26 protein-coding genes are annotated in these 22,485 nt (G+C 58.4%); 16 read left to right on the top strand and 10 right to left on the bottom strand.

Going from position 1 to position 22,485, the window contains the following annotated elements; all coding sequences use genetic code 11:
* Positions 1–19: 19 nt before the first annotated feature.
* Positions 20–376, top strand: coding sequence for a hypothetical protein (locus KJA79_RS09265; RefSeq protein WP_213041754.1), 357 nt, complete (start codon positions 20–22; stop codon positions 374–376).
* 54 nt (positions 377–430) lie between these two features.
* Here KJA79_RS09265 and KJA79_RS09260 read toward each other — a convergent pair whose 3' ends face one another.
* Positions 431–961 carry a JAB domain-containing protein gene (locus KJA79_RS09260; RefSeq protein ID WP_213041753.1) on the bottom strand — a complete coding sequence of 177 codons (531 nt, stop codon included), beginning with the start codon at positions 959–961 and terminating at the stop codon, positions 431–433.
* A gap of 109 nt (positions 962–1,070) precedes the next feature.
* On the opposite strand from KJA79_RS09260, the gene KJA79_RS09255 reads away from it, so the two are divergent.
* The 9 genes from KJA79_RS09255 to KJA79_RS09215 all read left to right on the top strand — a co-directional run bounded on the left by KJA79_RS09255 (position 1,071) and on the right by KJA79_RS09215 (position 8,076).
* The gene (locus KJA79_RS09255; protein WP_213041752.1) at positions 1,071–1,307 is read left to right on the top strand and encodes an SHOCT domain-containing protein; all 237 of its coding nucleotides are present in this window, start codon (positions 1,071–1,073) and stop codon (positions 1,305–1,307) included.
* A 302-nt stretch (positions 1,308–1,609) separates the two neighbouring features.
* Positions 1,610–1,999, top strand: a complete 390-nt coding sequence (locus tag KJA79_RS09250; protein ID WP_213041751.1) for a hypothetical protein — start codon at positions 1,610–1,612, stop codon at positions 1,997–1,999.
* 161 nt (positions 2,000–2,160) lie between these two features.
* Positions 2,161–2,415 (top strand): hypothetical protein, encoded by a 255-nt coding sequence (locus KJA79_RS09245; RefSeq protein WP_213041750.1) that lies wholly within the window; start codon positions 2,161–2,163, stop codon positions 2,413–2,415.
* Between the two features lie 74 nt (positions 2,416–2,489).
* Positions 2,490–3,038, top strand: a complete 549-nt coding sequence (locus KJA79_RS09240; RefSeq protein WP_213041749.1) for a hypothetical protein — start codon at positions 2,490–2,492, stop codon at positions 3,036–3,038.
* Complete coding sequence (locus tag KJA79_RS09235; RefSeq protein ID WP_213041748.1) at positions 3,038–4,066, top strand: DUF3179 domain-containing protein; 1,029 nt, start codon at positions 3,038–3,040, stop codon at positions 4,064–4,066. Before KJA79_RS09240 ends, KJA79_RS09235 begins: the two co-directional genes overlap by 1 nt.
* A complete protein-coding gene (locus KJA79_RS09230) occupies positions 4,063–4,602 on the top strand; it encodes a carboxymuconolactone decarboxylase family protein (RefSeq protein ID WP_213041747.1) in 540 nt (179 codons plus the stop codon). Before KJA79_RS09235 ends, KJA79_RS09230 begins: the two co-directional genes overlap by 4 nt.
* Before the next feature lie 304 nt (positions 4,603–4,906).
* Complete coding sequence (locus KJA79_RS09225; protein WP_213041746.1) at positions 4,907–5,509, top strand: acyloxyacyl hydrolase; 603 nt, start codon at positions 4,907–4,909, stop codon at positions 5,507–5,509.
* A 19-nt stretch (positions 5,510–5,528) separates the two neighbouring features.
* Entirely contained in the window at positions 5,529–6,281 is a 753-nt protein-coding gene (locus KJA79_RS09220; RefSeq protein ID WP_213041745.1) for a TVP38/TMEM64 family protein, read from the top strand.
* A 697-nt stretch (positions 6,282–6,978) separates the two neighbouring features.
* Positions 6,979–8,076 carry a transporter family protein gene (locus KJA79_RS09215; RefSeq protein ID WP_213041744.1) on the top strand — a complete coding sequence of 366 codons (1,098 nt, stop codon included), beginning with the start codon at positions 6,979–6,981 and terminating at the stop codon, positions 8,074–8,076.
* 102 nt (positions 8,077–8,178) lie between these two features.
* On the opposite strand, the gene KJA79_RS09210 is transcribed toward KJA79_RS09215, so the two are convergent.
* The 8 genes from KJA79_RS09210 to KJA79_RS09175 all read right to left on the bottom strand — a co-directional run bounded on the left by KJA79_RS09210 (position 8,179) and on the right by KJA79_RS09175 (position 14,744).
* Positions 8,179–8,883, bottom strand: coding sequence for a Crp/Fnr family transcriptional regulator (locus tag KJA79_RS09210; protein WP_213041743.1), 705 nt, complete (start codon positions 8,881–8,883; stop codon positions 8,179–8,181).
* 614 nt (positions 8,884–9,497) lie between these two features.
* Complete coding sequence (locus KJA79_RS09205; RefSeq protein WP_213041742.1) at positions 9,498–9,977, bottom strand: nuclear transport factor 2 family protein; 480 nt, start codon at positions 9,975–9,977, stop codon at positions 9,498–9,500.
* A 9-nt stretch (positions 9,978–9,986) separates the two neighbouring features.
* Entirely contained in the window at positions 9,987–11,228 is a 1,242-nt protein-coding gene (locus KJA79_RS09200; protein ID WP_213041741.1) for an ABC transporter substrate-binding protein, read from the bottom strand.
* Positions 11,229–11,275: 47 nt separating this feature from the next.
* Positions 11,276–11,950, bottom strand: coding sequence for a pyridoxamine 5'-phosphate oxidase family protein (locus KJA79_RS09195; RefSeq protein ID WP_213041740.1), 675 nt, complete (start codon positions 11,948–11,950; stop codon positions 11,276–11,278).
* Positions 11,947–12,321, bottom strand: coding sequence for a DsrE family protein (locus KJA79_RS09190; protein WP_213041739.1), 375 nt, complete (start codon positions 12,319–12,321; stop codon positions 11,947–11,949). The genes KJA79_RS09195 and KJA79_RS09190 overlap by 4 nt, the downstream gene beginning before the upstream one ends.
* An 84-nt stretch (positions 12,322–12,405) precedes the next feature.
* A complete protein-coding gene (locus KJA79_RS09185; protein WP_213041738.1) occupies positions 12,406–13,197 on the bottom strand; it encodes an SDR family NAD(P)-dependent oxidoreductase in 792 nt (263 codons plus the stop codon).
* 111 nt (positions 13,198–13,308) lie between these two features.
* A complete protein-coding gene (locus tag KJA79_RS09180) occupies positions 13,309–14,112 on the bottom strand; it encodes a cysteine hydrolase family protein (protein WP_213041737.1) in 804 nt (267 codons plus the stop codon).
* Between the two features lie 62 nt (positions 14,113–14,174).
* Positions 14,175–14,744, bottom strand: a complete 570-nt coding sequence (locus tag KJA79_RS09175; RefSeq protein WP_213041736.1) for a carboxymuconolactone decarboxylase family protein — start codon at positions 14,742–14,744, stop codon at positions 14,175–14,177.
* A gap of 213 nt (positions 14,745–14,957) precedes the next feature.
* On the opposite strand from KJA79_RS09175, the gene KJA79_RS09170 reads away from it, so the two are divergent.
* The 6 genes from KJA79_RS09170 to KJA79_RS09145 all read left to right on the top strand — a co-directional run bounded on the left by KJA79_RS09170 (position 14,958) and on the right by KJA79_RS09145 (position 21,969).
* The gene (locus KJA79_RS09170; RefSeq protein WP_213041735.1) at positions 14,958–16,571 is read left to right on the top strand and encodes a sigma-54-dependent Fis family transcriptional regulator; all 1,614 of its coding nucleotides are present in this window, start codon (positions 14,958–14,960) and stop codon (positions 16,569–16,571) included.
* A gap of 34 nt (positions 16,572–16,605) precedes the next feature.
* A complete protein-coding gene (locus tag KJA79_RS09165) occupies positions 16,606–16,917 on the top strand; it encodes a hypothetical protein (RefSeq protein ID WP_213041734.1) in 312 nt (103 codons plus the stop codon).
* 165 nt (positions 16,918–17,082) lie between these two features.
* Positions 17,083–18,444, top strand: coding sequence for a hypothetical protein (locus KJA79_RS09160; protein WP_213041733.1), 1,362 nt, complete (start codon positions 17,083–17,085; stop codon positions 18,442–18,444).
* 294 nt (positions 18,445–18,738) lie between these two features.
* Positions 18,739–19,515, top strand: coding sequence for a TVP38/TMEM64 family protein (locus KJA79_RS09155; RefSeq protein ID WP_213041732.1), 777 nt, complete (start codon positions 18,739–18,741; stop codon positions 19,513–19,515).
* 76 nt (positions 19,516–19,591) lie between these two features.
* Positions 19,592–21,145 (top strand): mercuric reductase, encoded by a 1,554-nt coding sequence (locus KJA79_RS09150; protein WP_213041731.1) that lies wholly within the window; start codon positions 19,592–19,594, stop codon positions 21,143–21,145.
* Between the two features lie 56 nt (positions 21,146–21,201).
* A complete protein-coding gene (locus KJA79_RS09145) occupies positions 21,202–21,969 on the top strand; it encodes a DUF3047 domain-containing protein (RefSeq protein ID WP_246507530.1) in 768 nt (255 codons plus the stop codon).
* A 28-nt stretch (positions 21,970–21,997) separates the two neighbouring features.
* On the opposite strand, the gene KJA79_RS09140 is transcribed toward KJA79_RS09145, so the two are convergent.
* On the bottom strand, positions 21,998–22,483 hold the full coding sequence (locus tag KJA79_RS09140; protein WP_289268527.1) for a c-type cytochrome: 486 nt from the start codon (positions 22,481–22,483) through the stop codon (positions 21,998–22,000).
* Between the last annotated feature and the right edge of the window lie 2 nt (positions 22,484–22,485).

Here is a 22,485-nt window from a genome sequence, read left to right as displayed (position 1 = left end):
TGCCAGCCCGGAGGTGCCTATGCGTACCTTCCTACTCCTCGTCGCCTTGATGCTCATCGTGATCACCCCGGCGTGGGCTGAGTTCGGCTTCGATGAGAAGTATGAACGCGACTACAACATCTTCAATCCGATCAATCAACTGCGTCCTGACAATCCCCTGAACCCGATCAATTCGGTGGATCCTAAGAACCCCTTCAACCCCATCAACAGTGTCGATCCGGGGAATCCCGCCAATCCGATCAATCGTTACAATCCCAACAATCCCTTTAATCCGATCAACGAGGTCAACCCTAACAATCCGCTGAACCCGATCAATCAGTACAACCCAAACACGCCTTTCAGACCGCTGAACACTTTTCCCGACCGTCAACGCTAGCCTGCCTGCCAGCATCAGGACAGTGGGGGACTGTGGGGGAGGAAGTTATTCTGCCTACAGTTCTTGGTGGTCTGCAAAGCTGTAGTACCGGTCCTCGCCCAGCACAACGTGGTCAAGCACGGTGATGCCCAGCAGCTCGCCCCCATCTTTAAGTCGCCGAGTCAGAGCACGGTCTTCTGGGCTCGGACTCGAATCGCCGCTCGGATGGTTGTGGGCCAGGATGACGGCACTCGCGTTCATGAGGATGAGTGGCTTGAAGACTTCGCGGGGATGGACGATGCTGAGGGTAACCGATCCGATGCTGACGGTGTTGATGCCGATGACGGCATGCTTCGCGTCAAGGCCTATGACCAGGAAATGCTCGCGATCGAGTCCATCGAAGACCGGTACAAGCAGCCGGTACGCGTTGTGGGAATCCATGATCTTGACGGGTGAGGGGTGCGCCAGGCTCTCCTTCACCAGCATCACCCGATAGTGGGGAATCGCATAGACATGTTGGCCTGTCTGGGGCTTGGCAGCGCGAGGTCTTCTCGTCGAGCGAGGAGACAGGTCACGATGTGGACTCTCTGGAGTAGAGGGTGTCATAGTGATCTCTATGGAAGATGTTAAACGGGCTCGACTAGCCTAAGACGATTGTCGATAAGAAGTGCCAGCTCGAAACCAGAGCCTTCATCTATCGCGTGCAGGTTTTGCCATGATGGACCGATTCACGGATTGTGGCTGGATCCCCATGATGGGCTTTGGCTTGCTAAGCATGGTGCTCTTCTGGACCGTCTTGATTTTCGGTGGCCTCTTCGTCGCCCGATGGCTGATGGGACAAGGGTTCGGCCGTCGTGAAGACTCCGCATTGGAAATTCTCAAGAAACGGTATGCCCGCGGGGAGATCAGTAAGCAGGAGTTTGAGGAGCGAAAACGGGACTTACTTATGTAACGAGCGGCTCATCTGGCCCGCTCAAGCTGTTGTCTCTTGTGCGCGATCCTGCCGTTCCCGTGCTCTCTCACTCCTGATGCTATCAGCTAGCGACCATTGGTCTTTCGTCAGGGGGTGCGCATCCCATGAATGACAGAATTAAAAGAGCCCTGAGTCAGATGAAGGATCTGGAGGTGTCGCGCTCTGATCCACGACATTCGAGCCTCTACAACTTCGCCCTCGGAGCGATCTATTCGCTCGCACGAGCGGAGCAGTTAGGATATCCAGGGCAATTGCAGGAACCGGGTAGGGTGTGGCGACGCATGGATGAAGCCAAGGAGATGGCCCTCAGGATGCTGGGGGAAGACCGACCACCGGAACAAGGTGAGTGGCTGGCGGGATTCTATTTTAATGATGCGATATTCCGTCTGGATCTCGCTTTTGAACACATCCTCCGGTACGTCGGCAATCTTGGGCCAAACGCTGCCATTGGAGAAGTCAGGGAGGTACCCACCAGGAGGACTTTTCCTCCCGAGTTGCTTGCTATTTGGTCCGAACGAGGAAGGAATGCTGAAAACATGCTCAAACACCGAAGCTTGGAAGTTCGAGAAGATCCTGGGATCTCTTTCACCGATGCTCTGTCGATAATGGAGAATCTTGTCTGTGCCTTGACTTGGGTTCTACTCATTCCGTCACCTGAGGAGATCGGCTGACCTGGCCTCCGAACTCATCCCGCAGTAAGGAGAGTGCGCTTGTAGATGACCCGGCACAGGCTTCATGGTTCGAGTTCCGTTTCGCTCCCCGACACGTCGTTTATCGTTCAAATGTAAGCCCCCTCACAGATTGGTATGCGCGACCCCTCTAGAATGGCGCCATGGCCCGTCTTGATATTTTCGTTCATGGGGGATGCCTGTCCGAGCTCTCAGCTCGAACCCTGGCGCAGGAGATCCAGAGTGAACTTCCGGATTGGAAGATCGACGTCCGAACAGCGAAACCGGGTGACACGGACCTGTTCGGGGTGCTGGTCTTTCCAGCCTTCTTGTTAGACGGTCGTATCCTTACGACAGGCATTCCGAGGAAAGACTGGCTTGTGGCCAAATTGCGTGCATGGGAGAGGGGGGAGCGATGAGGGCTCAGTCTACTGTTGCTCTGGGCAGGACAGTACGGGCCGCAACCCTGCTGGCAGAAGGCGATCACGCATCGATGACTGATGCCGAACTCACCCGCTTTGCCATCGCTCAGACCGTATTCCTGGATATCACCCGGACATTCGGCATCTCGTTCGTGCCCGATTTGTTTGAAGGCATGCGAAATCGACCGGCATATCTGGAAACGGCCTGGGAACTGTTCAAGGAAGAGATGAATCTCGAACGTCTGGATCGGAGAACCAAGCTGATCATCGCCTTAGCCATCACGACGAACGAGGCCGGAACCTATTTCATCACGGCATTGCCCCATGCGTTCCGTCTGAACGCGCTCGAGCAGGCGACGTACGACAAGATCTTGTCGACGATTCGCTTCTTTAAGGCCTTTGATCGATACCTGTCCGGAATCATGCCGGCCTTTGTCCCCGATACCGTCAGATTCGTGAACAATTGCTTGCGTGAAGAATATCAGAGTTACGAAGCGACGCGAGCAAGCCAGTTCGCGCTCTCACGAAAAGAAAGCCGGGGTGCGGCCTGTGGGATCGGGAGCATGATCATCATGCTCGTCCTGCTGTCGTGCGTTGTGGGCATCTACTGGTTCATCTGATGAGCGATCTGCAGCCAGATCTCTTTCCCCCCACGGTTTCTCGCAATACGTTCCGTCAGCGCATCACGTCTCCGCAATGGCGTTGGACCTTGTTCATTGCCGTCGGCGCGATCCTCATTCTTGCGGCCTGGCTAGGACTCGGGAAAAATCCGACGACCACATTCGACCTGACCCGCCACAACGTGCGGCTCGATCAGATCGTTGATGGAGGTCCCGGCAAGGATGGGATCCCCGCGATTCTTCATCCGCGATTCGTCCCGGCCGCAGAGGCGACGTTTCTGCTCGACGGAGACCGGGTACTAGGCCTCAACCTGGGAGCGGAAGCCAAGACCTACCCGATCAAGATTTTGAACTGGCACGAGATCGTCAACGATACAATTGATGGCCACGCGGTGGTTGTCACCTACTGCCCCCTCTGCGGAACCGGCATCGCGTTCGATGCCACCATCCAAGGACGACGACACACATTCGGTGTGTCCGGACTGCTGTATCAGAGCGACCTCCTCATGTACGACCACCAGACGGAAAGTCTCTGGTCGCAAGTCGGCATGCACGCGGTGGCCGGCCCGCTGACCGGAGAGCGACTGACGCCCATGTTTCTGGAACATACGACTTGGGCGGAATGGCGCGCCGCCCATCCTGCCACGCTCGTTCTGTCTACAGAGACAGGATCATTCCGGAACTACGACCACGATCCGTACCTGGGTTATGCCGACCGTCGCGACCTCATGTTCGATACCACGCATTTCGATCCACGCTACCATCCCAAGGAGCGGGTCGTCGGCGTGGAGATCAACGGCGTCACCAAGGCCTATCCCTTTTCAGAGCTGGAGAAGGCCCGCCCTCTCATCAGCGATCAGATCGGAGGCCGGTCCATCACGATACGGTTCAACCAGGAATCCCGCAGTGCCTCCGTCCTCGATGTCGACGGAACGCCGATCCCTTCGATCATGGGTTTCTGGTTCGCCTGGTATGCCTTCCATCCGGACACTCAGGTGTTCAAGAGTCCAGAGGGCAGATCCCCATGATACCAGTGATCCGATGGCTTTGTGAGAAGCGACTGAGTGCCATCGAATATGAACAGGGCATCCCGCTCGCCTATCTACGTCATGTACTTCGTGTGTCGCCTCCGCACTTCCTGAAGTTCACGAAGATGATGCCGCTCGCACGATTTCGACGCGCCCTTCCTGCTGAGGCCTATCACCTGGCTCGGATCGTAACAGCTTTACATGAAGACTGCGGAACGTGCCTTCCGATGGAGGTTCGCTTCGCGAAACAAGCCGGGGTCAGCGTGGCCATTCTTGATTCGATCCTCGATGAAAACCCCTGTTCGCTCTCCCCGGACCTGGCGGTAGTGTATTTCTTTGCCGAAGCCGTGGCGACGGCCAGCGGCGAGGAGGATACCTGGCGTGAGGCCATTTTCCGTCGATATGGTGACATCGGCGTTATCGAGCTCTCTCTGGCGATCGCCGTCTCACGCATGTTTCCCACTGTCCTGCATGCCATGGGCTATGCCGCGCCTTGTGTCCCGAGGAATACTCAGGTCGGCGCGCGGGATCGCTGACCGGCAAGGGTAGGAGAAGCTCAAGAATATCCGTCAGTTCATCCGATCTTCCTACAACCCAAGATCCCACTTTCTCGGTTTCCCACAAACATATTCTCAGTCGCTTGTAAGGCATGTCACAGACGCGTCTTCAAGCCTGCCGTACCATGCAATCATCCAGTGATGGATAGAAAGGGTGCAATGCGGGATCATGCGAACGGGGAACAGGCGGGGATGCCGGAGTCACGCTGCGGTAGGACGCGGGACTCCGAAAAGGCTGATAGGTCAACGTCGGCATCACACCGGCGCACTCTTCTCAGCATCGGTGCTCACCATTGTGATGCTCTGGGCCAGTGGCAGTGTCGCGTCTGCGCAATCGTCATTCGAGGTCCGCGATGTCATGCCCCGGGGGACTATGGAACTCGGAGGGGCGGTGGGATACGCCCAGGGCACGACGGCGATCGGGAACGGCTCCTCCTCCAACCGGAGCGCGGTCTTCGTGCTGCCGCGCGTCGGGATGGTGCTCACCGATCCGCTGGGAAAAAGCTGGTGGGAAGGCAATGTCGAACTCCTGGTGGAACCGCTATTCGGGAGATTTATCAAGCCATTCGCTGCCGAAGCTGTAGGAGGATCGTTCGTCCTGAAATACAATTTTCTCTCCTTCGGCCGATGGGTCCCCTTCTGGGACGCCGGCGCCGGCATGATCTGGACCAATCTGGCGCCGCGGATTCCAGAACAAAGCACACAGTTCGAATTCGTCTTGGAGACCGGCCCCGGGGTGCAGTATTTCGTGACGGACCGGATCACCTGGACGATGGGCGTGCGACTCCATCATATTTCCAATTCGAATCTTGGCGATAGAAATACTGGAATCAACGGAGTCCTGCCGTATGTCGGCGTGTCATTCTTTACACCTCGGTTATTTTGACCGGACGGGAGATATGGCGGTGACCACAAAAACACGTTGGCTGAAGGTCGGCGCGCTTCTCGTCGTACTAGTGGCGGGCTATGGAGCTGTATCTTGGCTGGATGTAGGGGAGTGGCTCAAGCCGGACAGGATCGCCGATCAACTCCGTGCGGCTGGTCCCTTCGGGCCGATCTTGTTCATGGCACTCATGGCGGTGGCTGTGGTCATCAGTCCCATTCCCAGTCTGCCCTTGGATCTGGCAGCGGGCGCAACTTTCGGCGTGACCTTGGGGACTGCCTATGCTGTCGCCGGCGCGGAACTTGGTGCCATTCTCAGTTTTCTTATCGGCAGAGCCCTGGGACGGGAAGTCGTGACTCGGATCTTCCGGATGGAGATCAGCTTTTGCGAGCGATGTTCGGACCGGCATTTGGCCATCTTCGTGTTCCTCGCGCGGTTGTTCCCGGTCTTCTCATTCGATCTGGTGAGTTACGGAGCGGGCCTCACGAACATGTCGCTTCGCGTGTTCGCCGCCGCGACTCTGTTGGGGATGATTGTTCCTACGCTCGCACTGACCTATGCAGGCAGCCAAGTCGTCTCGGGGGAGTGGTTCTTGATCGTGCTGGGATTGATTATGGTAGCCCTGCTCCTCCTCGTCCCGAAGTTGGTGGTTCGCTACCCCACCGCACGCTGGGTCCGTCTACTGCGGGGCGACATGCCGGTCCCCGCTCCTCGCTCCACCCCCAATGCGATCGTCGATTCTCGATGCGCTTCATGCGGCGGCCCACTGCCATGAGATCGGCAGATTCCATGTAGCCGAGGTGACACCACGAAGGCTAGGTGAAATACCACGCGTCTGTTGGCACGCGCGATAGACGCGCTATCCGATCTCTCTGACGAACAAACTGTAACCCACCTCACAGGAATTCTCGGACGATCATGCAGTAATGGACCAGGCGGGGAGCGTAGAGCCGGACTCGGCCGGTGGTTGTGACTATGAGCTCGATGAAACGTCCTTCTCCGATATTGCTGACTGCCTTATTGGTGGGAGTGCTCTTTGCGCCGATGGGACTTGCGCGTCCCCATCTGGCGGCACATACGGGCGATCAATCTCATCATCATGCCGGCACACACTCAAGTCTGTTGTGCGCCTGGCTCTGTGCAGCCGGCTACGTTGTTGATGCCATTCCACAGCGCGACAGAGTTCAATTCATGATCCGAGAACTGGTCGACTCGGCTCGGCTGGCTTCGAGCCACGCGCGGGCTCTCGCTCGGCAGTTCTCTCGCGGTCCACCCACCTCAACATGCCCCCCACGAAGATCATACCCGTCACTAATCGACCCGGACGATGACCACTGGACCATGTCATTCTGTGGTCCCGTGGTTGTGCGTTTCGGCCGGAGGTGAGACGGGACATCCAGCGAACAACGTGTCTTGAGGCGGTTTTTCGGCCTATCGAAAGACCTGCGCCCTTGTGGCTTAGGAGGAATCTCATGCGACTTCATCATCGAATGTCCTTGATCTTGCTCATGATCACCTGGGTTCTCTGCACCCAAGCGGCGGCTCTAGCCTCTTGCGGCGCCGTGAGTTGCTTCGTCGTCATCGGTGCGCAACAGCAGGTTCCACAGCAGGGGGTCCTGACTGTCAATGGAATCTACAATTACACGCCGATGCGGTTGCTGGGCGGCACGACCGGGATCATTCCGGCGGCTGACCAGGCTCGGCAACGGTTGATTCTCGATCATCATCAGGAGGTGCGGACGATCACCCAGACCTATACGCTCGATCTGAACTACGGAGTCACCGATCGGTTTGCGATGCAGGTGACGATTCCCTACCTGAAACGCACGCACATCCATCTCGACGAGATCGGCGAATCCCCCACCGAGTTTGGGGAGCGGGTCAACTTTGCGGACAACGGCATCGGCGATGTGCGGGTTACGGCCAAGTACAACCTGTTGCCGACGCTCCGGCACATGGTCGTGATGGGGTTGGGCCTTGAGCTTCCCACGGGAGATACCAGGGCGCGGGACAGTTCAGGACAAGTGTTGGAGTCGTCGGGACAGCTCGGTCGCGGGAACGTCGGCCTCATCGGATCCATCTATCAGACGTACGAGCTGATTCCTCACCGTTTGAACCAATTCGCCTTTGCCAGCTACCGCCATACGTTTCGCAATCGTGACGGGTATCAATTTGGAGATGAGTACCAATTGAACGTGGGATTGAATCTCATTACGACCCCTTGGCTTGTGCTGATCAGTCAGTTCAACTACCGGTATCTGACTCATGACAATGTTACGGCAAACTTGGAGCAATCGGCGCCTCCTTTCGCCGGAGATGAACCGGTCCTGCTCGATCCCCGAGTTCTGGATCGGCGCGTCCCCAATACGGGATCGACATACCTTGCCTATACTCCAGGTTTTCAGCTTGCTCTCGGCGAGTTGATCAAGTCACGGCTCACGGAGGCGACCTCAGTCTACTTCATGACCCAGATCCCTCTCGCTCGGGATGCGAACAATAACCTCGCGCAAGGAACCAGTTTTATATTCGGCCTCACCCGCTCGTTTCAGCTTGTGAAACCGCAGACATAACTGCGGGGCATAAAGCGACGAGCTCATTAGCGATGGGAGCTGATCACCGGTTCCCATCGCCAAGGCAGGACGCCGGCCGAGCGTGGCAGTGAAGGGAAGTGGCTATGACACCAGGCGTGAGAGCTCGTCCGGCTTCAGGATAGTGATGCTCCGGCCTTCCATCTGGATGAGGCACTGATCCCTGAACAGGCCCATGGTGGCGCTCACGGTTTCGCGGCTGCAGCCGATCAAGTTGGCCATTTCCTGGTGGGTCAACTTCACTTTGAGTCGAACCCCCTGCTTATCTGCGACCCCATCCGATTTGCTCAACTCCGAGAGCAGATGGGCCAGACGGGCTGGCACATCACGAAAGACCAGATCTTCGATACGGCTCTGGATTTTCTTGAGCCGCAACCCGATGAGTTTGGTCAACTTGACCGTCACGTTCGGATGCATGGCCAGGTACTGATCGAAATCCTTCCGGGGAATCACACAAATCAGCGCGTCATCAAGGGCCTCGGCCGATGTCGAGCGGGGAGCGTCTTCCAGAACCTCAAGTTCTCCGAACACTTCTCCCGGCTCTAAAATATCGAAGGTGACTTCTTTCCCGCTGGGCGCCGTGTTGGCGATTTTGACGCGGCCCTTCTTGAGGAGATAGACGTTGCTGCTCGGATCGCCTGGAAGGTACAAGGGCTGCCGTTTCTTGACCTCTTCCATTCGGGTAATTTTCTCCATCTCCTGCATTTCAGACGGAGAGATCCCGTCAAACAAGCGAATGTGCTTGAGGAACCAGAGCTTGTTGGTGGCGGCAGACTGTACGCGTTCCATCAGGTCAGCTCACGGTTAACGTGCTACAGACTAATCGCCCGCCTCGAACATTGCAATGGGTACTGCCTGGTCTGCCTCTGGACGCAGGCAGTGCGTGTGCTTCGCGCAGATGAAATGCGTGCACGTCATCATGACATCCGGCAGCTCTCTCTAGCAAGAAATCGTTTACAGCTTGCACACGCATCGCCACCCGATGCAAATGTGCCTTATTGCTCTTTCCTAGGTCGGCTGCTGTCATCCGGTGGATGATGTGAAGAGCATCATCAACAATTACTCAGGCCATTGCACCCGCCACGGTTTGGAGCGTTCACAACCGCACGATACCGAACACCGACGACTCGGATGCGTCCTTGGGGTTTCCTCACACGTGTGACGCGTTTTGCCTTCCGAAGACACCAGCGCAATTTGTACTGTTACCCGATATGCATAAGGAAAATCTGTGAGGTAGCTTACAAATTGTGGCTTTCCCAGGACAATATGGTCACAGAGCCTCTTCCCATGACCGCTCCCCATGGTTGCCGGAATGCGAGATAGTCGCGATGCATTGATCCCATCTCGCTTGACTGCCATGGCGGACATTCGCCGACATTTGCCTGTCTCACTCACGCCGTCCTTCACAGGCCGAGATCGGACAGGGAAGGGTGGCCCTCGGGGCGAGGGCCAAGCCGCCAGTGGTATTGGCGTTCCTCCTCTCTAATGGGAAGATCGTTGATGCTTGCGAGGCGCCGGTGCATGAGGCCATTTCCGTCGAACTCCCAGTTCTCGTTCCCGTAGGACCGGAACCAGTTTCCGGAATCGTCGTGCCACTCATAGGCAAAACGCACGGCGATGCGCGTCTCATGGAACGCCCACAGTTCCTTAATCAGCCTGTAGTCCAGCTCCTTGGCCCATTTGCGTCGCAGAAATGCCACGATCGCCTCACGGCCGGACAGGAACTCGTCGCGATTCCGCCACAGGCTGTCAACGCTGTAGGCCAGTGCGACCAAATCGGGATTACGGCTATTCCAGGCGTCCTCTGCCATGCGCACTTTCCGGATTGCGGTCTCCTCGGTAAAGGGTGGAACAGGGGGGCGCCTATTCGGGATCGTTGACATGACGTGCTCCTACAGCGTGCAAGTCGACTCGTCATGACGGCCGGCGACGGCGTCACCTGGAACTGTGGCCAGTAGTTGGTAATGGCCCAGGCCCAGTTCCTTGCCGTAGGCTTTCCCTACCAGCACGTCCTGCACATGCTGGTGATCCCTGGCGCGAAAGTAGGACCGGCTCTCTTTCAGCCCGTCGAATTCATGTCCCTCCAGCGCCTTGATGACCGCCTGCGTCTCGGTCGTGCCGGCCCGTTGAACCGCCTCCAGAATCTGTGTCATCGCAGTGTAGCCATGGTAGCAGCGTGAGGTGGGGGTATGGTTGTACTTGTCGATCACGCCTTGAATGAACCGCCGTGAGCTCTCGCTGTTGATCTTGGGGTCCCAGATCAACCCCCAGATCCCCGCATTGTTGGCATAGCCGAGCGGACGGCCGATTTGTTCGCCGCCGATCATGCCACCCACGCCGATCTGCTCCTTGGCCAACCCTGCCGCTGTATAGGCCTTCAGCGCATGAACGAGATCCCAGCCGTAGAGATTCAGGATGACGGCGCCGGGTTTCGCAGTTTTGGCTTGAGCCAGCGCAATTGTGAAGTCGGTGGTCCCGAAGGGCGTGCTGATCGAGCCGAGCACTTCGCCACCCTCGGCCTGGAGCGCGGCCGCCATGGCCTGTTCTGCCGCCCGGCCGTCCATTGTCTCGGTCGTGATCATGAACCAGCGATTCCCGTAGGTCTTTACGAGATGGGGCGTAACGGCCCTGGACAACATTCGGGCGCTTGGCATGAACACGAACGTATGCGAGTTGCACCCCGAACCCGTCAACTCCGGCACATGTGCCCCGGTCACCATGAAGAGCCGGTTCTCCTGCTTGGCCACCTGTGCGACGGCCAGCGCCACGTCGCCGTTGAAGGTGCCCATGAGGAAATGTACACGGTCGTCCTTGATCAGCTTGCGGGCCGCCCGGACGGCAGTGTCTACGTTGGACGCATCATCGGCTTCGATGATGGCGACTGGACGTCCCAGTACCCCGCCGGCCTTGTTGAAGCGATCCACCGCCACGGTCGCGCCGTGCACGTCGTGGATCGAGGAGGTTTTGTACGGGCTTGAGAGCGGATCAATGATCCCGACCTTGATTGGTTCCGAGGCGTAGGCAACACGTCCGGACCGGGGAAGTCGGATCGAGTCGGCCAGATCTCCCAGCGCGAGCGCGCCGCCCGTTGCGACAGCCAACTGAAGAAAGCGTCGACGCGATACGTTTTGCATGGGACGTCCCTCCTGTATGGTCAACTCAACATGAGTCCAATTATCGTCTAGTCCTGAGCCGATCGGAGCTGCGCTTCCAACTCGGCGATGCGGGATTTCAACGGCCCCACCAACTCCTCAACCTCATCGATGGAATAGCGTGGGGTGATGTATTTGGGGCAATTCCAGTCGTAGGAGACGACCTCGATGATGACGATCCGCTCCGCCTTTGGCTGGCTGTCTCCCTGCGTGAGCCGCACTGCTAGCGCCGAATGGTCTCGAACGTCTTCCACCCGCGCGTGACCGAGAATCTTCAACCGCTCTCGGTTCTTGTAGTCCATGAGAAACAATGCCACCTGGTCGTTCGCGAACAGGTTCCCTGTGCTCAGAAGTTGCCGGTTCCCACGGTAATCGGCGAACGCGAGCGTGGCGGGATCGAGGACCTTCAGAAAGCCTTTCGGCCCGCCCCTGTGCTGGACATAGGGCCAACCAGTCTCACTGACCGATCCCAGATAAAAACTGTCGCGGTCTGCAATGAATTGAGCCTCCGCATCGCTTAACGGATCACGCTCATGAACATCCGTGATCGTCGCCGCATGCCCGTAGTATTGCTGTTGCGCACGGCGCACTGATTCAGTCATCGTCATATGGAGATATTTCCGCGCCATCGCCTTGCCCTCCGCCAGTCGGATGATGGAAAACGGTTTCAGACCGTCTTCCATCACCCCTGTTCGACTGGTCAAAACACCACCACGTTCCATCCGTCGGCCAGGTACCGTCTGAGGCTCAAGAGACCGGCAGTTCCCGGTATGGCGTTGTCGTTCACGCTCGCCACTCCACACAACTTCACGCTCTCCGTCGCCCCGAACACCTCGGCACAGGCGCACGACGCGCCCTGAACCACATCGCGTACGGACTGATAGAGCGCATGAGCCGGGTGGGTCAGCTTGGTCAGCTCCGTCGGCCACCTGGTGCCTGGCCCGTTGAACACCACGGCGACCTCGTCGCCTTTCTGCTTGGATTCAGCAGCCAGGGCGAGCGCATTGAATACCCGCCCAAGCGCCTCTTCGGCGCCGCTCTTGGGGTCAGAGAGTATGACGATTGCCGTTTTCATAGTTCCTCCTTCGCATCCGTGAGTGGTGGTATGGATCTTTAACGATGCTGTGCATTGTGTTCATGCGGAGCCGTTCGGCCACGTTCATGCCGCAACTGTCCCAGCGCTCTCCTTCACTCCGTGGTAGGCTCCATCGCCCCCGGCATCCACTCCGCCATCCACCGGCAGGATCACTCCGGTGACCCAGCTTGCCTTGACCAGGTACAGGACGGCATCTGCAATGTCCTTGGGCGTCCCATAACGACCGAGTGGTTGCATCCCATGGAGTGCTTCGAGTTGCTCGTCGGTGAGATCACCGTAGAGTGGCGTGGGAACCACTCCGGGCGCGACCGCGTTGATGCGAATGTTTTCCCTCGCCAGTTCAACGGACAAGTTCTTGGTCAGCGCCATGATTCCCCCTTTGGCCGCGATCGGCGCGCTGGAAGGAATCCCGTTCACACCGTTCGACGCGAGAATCGTCCCGATGTTGACGATTGACCCGCCGCGGCCCTGCCCACGCATCTGCCGAACCGCCGCTTGCGACAGAACAAAGGTTCCCCGCAGGTAGCCGAGAAACCCGTCAAGCTCTTCGACGGCGTATTCGGTGAATGGCTTCGTACAGAAGATGCCGGCGTTGTTCACGAGCACGGAGAGCTGGCCAAAGCGATTGACCGCCTCCTCCACAACCCGGGTGGACGTCTCGGGCCGGGTGATGTCACCGGCGACGATCGCAAGCCGATCAGGTTGACCGAGCTGGACTGCGGCACGGACAAGCTTCTCTTCATTGCGCCCGTTGAGCACGATATTCATCCCTTCGCGGAGAAAGGATTCCGCCACGGCCAGGCCTATGCCGCTTCCCGCACCTGTCACGATTGCCGTAGTTTCGTACGTCTGCATGTTCTCCTCCCCTATCGGTTCGAATGGACAGAACTCTCAAAACGATCACCTGCGCCATCAGTCTTTTCTCAGTCACCACGGTCGGATGCCCCATCCGGAGGTCCGAGTGGATTACTTGAGACTCGTGAGGGTCTTGACCGTTTGGGCCGTGCTCCACACGTCGCTGGCCATCAAGCGAAAGTTCACGAAGGCCGCTTCATACCCGTCGAATCCAGGCAGCTTGGCTGCGGCCGTGGCATCGGTCACGACCACGACTTCAAACCCTTGCTCGAGCAGTTCGCGTAGATGTGACTCGGTGCAGAGATTGGCGGACATGCCGGCCAGGATGACCTGGCTGATGTCAGCTTTGCGCAACTGCAAGATGAGATCGTTTGACTCGGGCCCGAACACCTTGTGCGGGCTCGTGATCACCGTCCGGCCGTCCTCGATATAGGGCTTGTAGCGGTCGAGCCAGTCCGCGCCCGAGCCGGCAAAACCCTCCTGCGTCAAGGCGCCTTTGCGATCGAACATGCCGATGTTGTGCATGAGCACTTCGAGCGCGCCGCCGAATTTCCACTGATGGTCGTGCGCATAGTAGTAGTGCGGGCTGACAAAGACCGGCACACCGGCGGATTTGGCGACCTTGAAGAGGCTTTCGATGTTCTCGACCGTGTGGTTCTCCTGCACACTCTGTCCGACGACGCCCCAGGCCACTCCCTTGGGGTTGAGGAAATCGTTCTGCGGGTCGGTGACGACGACGGCCACCCGCCCCCTTTTCGGCGTCAGGCCCGGACGAGGAACCGGCGCATCCTCTCGCGGTCCGGCATAATGCGACACCGTGGGTTTTGCATTCTGTGCGAACGGCGACGAGGTCAGGGTCAAGCCGACGATGACGGCGGCCACCGCGGCGATGCTCGAGCGAGTAAGAATAGTCATGACAGCATCCTTTCGTCTGCGTTGATGAGTTGGAATCCCTTGAATAGCACTGGCCTTTGCTTCTAGCCGCAGGCGCAAGACGATGCGGCATGCCCCTGCGTGAGCGGAACCTCCGGAAAATCGATGACCGTGCCGGCGATATGGTTGAGGTAATTGCTGAAGATGTTCAGCGCGACATGGGCGACGGTTTCGACAATGTCACCGTCAGTCAGCCCGGCCGCGCGCGCCTGATCCAGGCCCGTCGCGCCGAGTTCCCCGCGCTGGACGACGATGCTCTGTGCGAGTTTGAGAATGGCATCGGTCCGCTTATCGGTGGCATCGGCCTGCCGGGCATCCGCAATATCCTGCGTGCTCAATCCGAGCCTGCCGCCGACAAATGCATGCGCGCTGAGGCAGTAGGCGCATTGATTGGTCTCGGCCACGGTGAGCGCAATCTGCTCGCGCAGCTTCGGGGGGAATGCTCCGGCTGCGAGAGCTCCGTTGAGGCTCAGGAAGCCGTTGAGCGCGGCTGGAGAGTTACCCAACACCCGGAACAGGTTCGGGACGGCACCAAGCTTGGCTTGCACGGCATCGAAGAGCTGCTTGGCTGGGCCGTTCGTGGTTGCGGGATCAAGGTGTGCGATGCGATTCATACATTCCTCCTTTGTGAGTGGATCTGATTCGTTGCACCAGCGTTCGATAGCCCTCGTGTGAGCAGAAGACGTGCCTGATCGGCACTGATTAATAAGGTATTGAAAAAACATGACTTAAATGGATTTTGCTCGACTGACAGCCGCTACGACTAATCGTAATATACGAATAGTCGTTGCATGTTGGCATGAGATCTCGTAGCCTGTAAAAAATCTATGGACCCCAACAAACTCCCTCATGTGATGGTTTCCACCGCTCAACAACGTGGGCTTGATGCGGTGCTGCGCACGATTACCGACGGCATCGCGCAATGCCCGAATACGGTATTGACGCGGATTTGGCTCACGACGCCAAATGAACTCTGTACGGTCTGCCGTGAGCGGAAGGATGTCTCCGACAACAGTCGGTGGTTGCACCTCGTCGCCAGCGCGGGAGTGTCGCGCGATCCGCAGGCCGACTACGGCCGCTTGGACGGCTCGTTTCATCGGTTTCCCCTTGGCGAGCGCAAGATCGGGCGCGTGGCCACGAGCGGTGAGCCGCTCCGGCTGGCCGGGCTTCGCGGTGACGAGGAGTGGATCGCGGACCCTGACTGGTTCGCGCGTGAGGGAGTCCGGACCTTCGCGGCGCAACCCTTGATCTTCCGGGAGGAGGTCCTCGGAGTGCTGGCGCTCTTCGACCGCGGCTTGCTCAACGAGCAAGCCTTCGAGTGGCTCCGCATGTTCGCCGACTACGCAGCGGTAAGCATTGCAAACGCCAAGGCGTTCGATGAGATCGCCCTGCTGCGTGCCCGGCTGGAAGAGGAGAACCTCTACCTGCGTGAAGAGGTCACCGCCGCGTTGGGGATGGAGGAATTCGTCGGAGAGAGCCAGTCGCTCCAGCACGTCCTCCGTCAAGTGCAGTTGGTCGCGCCCACCGACGCGGCAGTGCTCGTCACGGGAGAGAGTGGGACGGGGAAAGAACTGGTCGCGCGCGCGATTCATGACCGGAGCCGGCGGCGAGACCGGGCCCTGATCAAGGTGAACTGCAGCGCCGTGCCGGACCAATTGTTTGAAAGCGAATTCTTCGGACATGTAAAGGGATCCTTCACCGGAGCCCTCGCCGATCGGCCCGGTCGCTTCGAACTGGCCGACGGCGGCACGCTCTTTCTCGACGAGATCGGGGAGGTGCCCGTGGCGATGCAGGCGAAGCTGTTACGGGTCCTGCAAGAGGGCGAGTTCGAGCGTGTCGGCGACACGCGGACGCGGAGGGTGGACGTGCGGATCGTCGCGGCGACGAATCGCGACTTGAAGCGGGAGGTCGAAGCCGGCCGTTTTCGAGAGGATCTGTTTTACCGTCTCAGCGTGTTTCCCATCCACATCCCACCGCTCCGTGAACGCCGGGAAGACATTCCGCAGCTCGCGCTGCATTTCATCGCGCAGAGCGCGAAACGGCTCAATCGCCGTGCCCCCCGAGTCACACAAGCGGTGTTGAACCAGCTTGCCGCGCATGACTGGCCCGGAAACGTGCGGGAGCTCCAGAATGTCGTCGAGCGCGCGGTGATCCTTTCACAAGGAGGGCCGCTGCGTGTCCATCTTCACCCGTCGCAACCGCGCGAGACGCGGGCACTGTCTCGCGACATGCCGTCGCGAGCACAACTTCTGACGCGAGAAGAGCTCAAACGCCAGGAGCGGGAGAGCATCATTCAGGCGCTGCGGACGAGCGAGGGCCGGATCTTCGGCGCACAGGGCGCCGCCGCGCTGCTGGGCATGAAACCGACCACACTGGCCTCGCGGATCAAGGCGCTGGGGATCCAAAGGGCCAAGCTGCGGGATGCCGATCTGCCCGGTTGACAGGTTTCTTCGCCTGGGAGTAGCGTTTCAGCTTATGGACCGGCTCATCGATCGACGCCAGCGGCTGCTGTTCTGGACCGTCGGCCTGGCCTATGTGTCGCTGACGGTGTGGATGCACGTCTGGGCGTTGGAGGCCGGCCTTCCGCTTCCGGGCGAGCCCAAGACCCCGCACCATCAAGTCTGCACCTGGATCGGAACAAGCGGCGAAGCCGGTTCTGTCGTCTACCTTGACATCATTCGCCCGATTCCAATCGTCTTCTACAATCCGGTGAGCCTGTCACAGACTCCTGTCCTGCCGGTTTTTTCAGAAACGGTACGCGCTCGCGCTCCTCCGATACTGTCCTAACCTTCCACAGTAGCCATTTCATAATTGCACTGTACCCTGGGGGACGGCTCCGGTCCAAGGCGGCTGAGTTCTCGCCGCGCCTTCTCCTGTGCTGAGAGAGGCGGCGCCTATGCACCATGCAGACCTGCGTCGGGCAGTCTCCGCATCTCTGAAAGGAACTAGACCATGTCTTCAACTATCATGAAGCGATGGGGGCTCGTGCTGTCAAGCGCAGTTATCCTCATTGCCGTCGTCGGAGCAATCTGGTTTCAGGTCCGTTACCACACGGCACCAGTACAAACTGTCGGTCTCACGACATTCAGTGACGCAGCGTACCAGGAGGATCCGGAGACACGAAGCGCGGTCTTCGCGAACTATCCTCACCGAAGCCTCATCATCGAACAGACCCGCGATACTCACTTTCACTTCCGCATCGAGCCGGCCTCGGAGCAGGCCACCGCCATCGAACTGATCGGTGTAGACCTTGCGCACCTCGTTGCCGCCGTTCCGCCCTGGGTCAAAACCGATCCAGATCTGACGAAAATCGGCCTGATCGATCGCGAATGGAACCGACAGCAGGTCCGGTTTGACCGATCTTCATCCCAGGTCCATGTCCGCGAGGGAGGAGACGGGTTCGAGCAGCGGGCGTTGAGCCGCATCGATCTCGCCCGCAATTGTTTGAATGCCGGTCTGTGGGAGCTGTTGCTGTTCACCAATGAGAATGGGGAAGACCGCGTCTATGAGCATCTCTGGTTTACGTTCCCGCTCGGGCTGTACAAGGGCTTATTCGAACGGGTCAATGGCCTCTCATATTGGTCCTACTGGTGGTCCCTCGAACATTGGGTCGATCCGTCAGGGACGCCGATCCGGTTAGATCGGGTGCGGACGGTCGAGCGGGAATGGTCGATTCAGCCGACAGTTCGCTGGGATGAGCCGGTCGCCGTACGAGGCGAGCAAGTCCATAAGCGCAAGAACATTCTGACACCAGTCGCCTCGACCTATCGAGACTGGTACCGTGGGCCGGTGCAGTTCTCGAGCTTCATTCCGCCGGGTCGATACTCCCGGGCTCACGCTCGTGACACTCAATTGCACTATCTCGCAGAGCTGGCTGGGGCCACCGTGCGGCAGGTGAAACTCAACGGAGGATCTCAGTCGCTGTTCGAGATCGAGCTCGAGTTTCGCAGTCATCTGACCGGCGAAGCCACTCGCCTGATTCTCGGCGGGCTCGATGGGACCGCTATTCCCGTTGCGTCTCCGGAGCACTATGACCGTGGCTGGCAGGTTCCCCTCGGTATCGGCAACCCCAGTTTCTTCGAGTCTTACGAGCATGTGGTAAAGGAGCCCCCGGCCGAGCGCACCTTCTACGGATTCCACCTGGATTCGCAAAATCGCTGGCTCGACCATCATGCCATCGGTGTCGATGGTCCTGTGCTCCATTGGGACGCCGATGATCCTACACTGCTTCATCTGTATCTGCTCAGCTACGAGCGGCATACGCTCTTGAATCACTTCATTCTCGTAATACCCAATGATCACGAACGTTCGTAAGCCCTTCGGGCATGGTACGTACCAGCGATCGCAGCCAGGGCATGGTCTGGTACTTTTTCACCATCCAGTCCACTTGGAACACGTCCCGCCGTCCAAAGGCCGGGGGATCCATGTGCCTTACAGATGCCGTGCTTCCCCGGTTCCCTGCCGTCCAGGATTGTGAATTGGCTCACAGAATCTAAACGGGGAGTCGGTTATTGTGGAGTCATGGCGAGAGGAGATTCTTTCAGAGAGCCTGAGTTGCAGCAGAGCCCATGTCCTGTTTCACTCAGCCACACGAAGGGAGTCCGGTCTATGGAAACACGGTGTGCTGACGGATATCAGGAGGAGACAACCCATTCGATCCACGCTGTTCAACCGGGCACCGAACCCGTTACCTCCACCAAGGAGCTTCCTTCAGGCAAGGTGATCATTGCTCTTGTGATCGGGCTGGCCATCGGGGCCTTCTTCTATTTTGATCTCGGACGGTTCTTATCGTTGAACGCCCTGAAGGAAAATCGGGACAATCTGCTGGCGTTTACGGACGTGAATTATGTCGCAGCGGTCGGCATCTTCATTGTGGCCTATGCGATTGTCACCGGCTTGTCGCTTCCGGGTGCGGTCATGCTCACGCTCGCCGGCGGGTTCGTGTTCGGGGCCGTCCCTGGAACGTTGTTCGTGAATCTCGGGGCGACGACCGGCGCGACCCTGGCGTTTCTGACCGCGCGGTATCTGCTACGGGACACAGTGGAACAGAAATTCGGGAAGTCGCTGAGACCGTTCCAAGAAGGCTTTGTCAAGAACGCCTTCAGCTACCTGCTGACTCTTCGACTGATTCCCCTGTTTCCGTTCTTCGTGGTCAACCTCGTATCAGGACTGACTCGCGTGAGCGCCGGAACATATATCGGAGCCACGGCGCTCGGCATCATTCCCGGTTCGTTCGTCTATGCCTATGCAGGACGCCAACTGGGTACCATAAATTCACTGAAGGAGATCGCGTCGCCGAATGTGATCGGGGCCTGTATCCTCTTGGGGCTTCTCGCCCTCGTGCCGGTCGTCTATAAAAGGTTTGCGGCCAAACCAGCGCGATGAAGAGTTCATCGTTTGATGATTGATTCACAACGAAGGGCGCCACGTGATGATGAAGCCTCTCCCAAGGGTCGCTGGAATGAGTGAGCACGATCAGTCATTGGTTCTTCCGAACGACGAGTACAATCAGCAGCTGGTCGCCAATGTGCATCCGCCCGATTGGGTCAATCCCGAGCCGACCGGTCGCTACAACATCGTGGTGATCGGAGCCGGAACGGCGGGCTTGATCACCGCGGTCGTAGCCGCAAGCCTGGGGGCAAAGGTCGCGTTGATTGAAAAGCATCTGATGGGAGGAGACTGTCTCAATGTTGGGTGCGTACCATCAAAAGGTGTGATCCGAGCAGCCAGAGCTTGGACCGATCTACGGAGGGCCACGGAGTTTGGCCTCCATATTCCTCCTGGCGTGCAGTATGACTTCGCCGCCGTCATGGCGCGCATGCGAAAAGTCCGGGCGCGCATCAGCCGGAACGACTCAGTCCATCGGTATACCCAGCTTGGTGTAGACGTCTTTATTGGCAGCGGGCGTTTTCTTAGTCCCGAGACCATCCACGTGGAAGGACCGGCGGGCGATCGGATCCTGGCTTTTGTGAAAGCCGCTGTCTGCACCGGTGCGCGAGCATCGGCACCTCCGGTGCCAGGGCTTCAAGAAGCCGGGTATCTCACGAACGAAACTGTCTTTTCGTTGACGGAGTTGCCGCAACGCATCGGGGTGATCGGAGCCGGTCCCATCGGCTGTGAACTGGCACAGTCGTTCGCCCGCTTTGGGAGCCAAGTCTATCTCATCGAAGCGATGCACGGGATCATGCCGAACGAGGACCGCGATGCGGCTGACATCGTCGAGCAACAGATGGTCCGCGATGGCGTGAACGTGCTGTGCTGCGGAAAGGATCTCACGGTGCAGAAGACCGACGGCGGGAAACGTTTGACCGTCGATTCGCACGGCCGGCACTACGACGTAACGGTCGATGAAATTCTCGTCGGTGTCGGGCGAACGCCGTACGTGGAGGGGATCGGATTGGAGACAGCCGGAGTCGAGTACGACAAGAGCGGGATCAAGGTCAACGCCAGATTGCAGACGACGAACCCAAAGATCTACGCGGCAGGCGATATCTGCTCTCGCTACAAGTTTACGCATGCGGCCGATGCCATGGCTCAAATCATCATCCAGAATGCCTTGTTCCCGCATCCGTTCGGTCTGGGCTATGCCAACGTCGATTCCTTGGTCATGCCCTGGTGCACCTTCACCGAGCCGGAAGTGGCTCATGTCGGCATGTATGAGAGAGAGGCCAAGGAGAAGGGCCTTGAGGTGGAAACCTATACCTACAAGCTGGATGAAGTCGATCGAGCGATTCTAGACGGGGAAGACGAAGGGTTTGCGAGGATTCACGTCGAAAAGGGAACCGATACGATCCTCGGTGCCACGATCGTGGCCAACCATGCCGGTGATATGATCAGCGAATTTTCCGTCGCCATGAAGGCGGGAGCCGGGGCCAAGACGATCGCGGCAACCATCCATCCTTATCCCACGCAAGCTGAAGTGAACAAGAAGGTGGTGAACCTCTGGCGCAAAGCGCATTTCACGCAACGAACCAAGAACCTGTTGATCAAATTGTTTGCCTGGATGCGGCGATAGAGCGGTACATCATGAACAACGATGTTTCACTTGAGAACTTGAAAAGGATGCAGCCTATGGCACCATCTCTATCTTCCGTGATCGTCGGTCTTGCATCGGTCGTGTTGGTGGGAATGATCGTCGGCGATCCGAGCCGGCTACAAGCTCAATCCCCCGCCACCGTAGAAGTGGGTCCATTTTCGACAGCGAATCCGAATGGTCCCTGGCCGGACGGCTGGAAACCGCTCACCTTTCCAAAAATTCCCCAACACACGACGTACAGCCTTGTGCTCGACGGTGATCGCGTCGCCGTCAAGGCAACCAGTCGAGCCTCCTCTTCGGGATACACGAAAGAAATTCTGATCGATCCGAAGGAGTATCCGATCGTCCAGTGGCGATGGAAAGTCTCGAATACCCTAAAGGCCGGCGATGTGACCAGGAAAGAGGGGGACGACTATCCCGCCCGCATCTACGTCACGTTCCAATACGAGAGTGCGAAAGTCGGTCTCTTCGGCAAGGCGAAGTACGAAGCCGCGAAACTCATCTACGGCCGGTACCCCCCGCTCGGCGCCATCAATTACATTTGGGAGAGCCGGGCGCCAGTAGGAACCGCGGTGCCCAACCCGTACACGGAACAGGTGCATATGATTGTGGTGGAAAGCGGATCAGCCAAGCTGAACACCTGGACGACCGAAGAGCGGAACGTCTATGAAGACTACAAACGAGCGTTCGGAGCAGAGCCGCCCATGATTTCCGGTGTCGCCATCATGACGGATACCGACAATACCGGCGAGTCGGCGGAAGCCTATTACGGAGACATTGTCTTCAAGAAGAAGGGAACGTAATTCGGCTAGCGCCGGACGGATAGCTTGGTCATTCGCGCGATTCCACGTCCGGCCGTGGATCGGCGACGAATCCGTCACGATTGGGCATTGTTACGTTGGGCAGCGTCTGCGCGTCGACTACCATAGTTGCCGGAATGATGCCGTTTTGGTGGAGCAGCCACGCGACGAGGCTATAGACTTCGTCCGCCGTGAGCGACTGCGGCGCGGTGAAGGGCATGGCGCGGAAGATGTAGTCGTACAACGTCGTGGCATAGGGCCAGTAGCTGCCGATGGTTTTGACCGGGTGTTCTGTAGCCAGCGAACCGTGGCCGCCGACCAGCCGATCCTTTGGCCCTTCTGTTCCTGTCGGTCCGTGGCAGGCGGCGCACTTGTTTGAATATACGGCTGCTCCTTGCCGTACGGTCCCTCGGCCAGGGGGCAACCCTTCGCCAGTCGGAGTGATATCGATATTCCACGCTTTGATGTCAGCCTCGGTCGCCGGCTGTCCGAATCCGTAGCGGGCTTCTTCTGCCATGG

The sequence above is a fragment of the Nitrospira defluvii genome (genome assembly GCF_905220995.1).
GTDB classification, from domain to species: Bacteria; Nitrospirota; Nitrospiria; order Nitrospirales; family Nitrospiraceae; genus Nitrospira_A; species Nitrospira_A defluvii_C.
The sequence above is the reverse complement of the archived record's forward strand: the minus strand, read 5'-3'. Positions and strand labels throughout refer to the sequence as shown.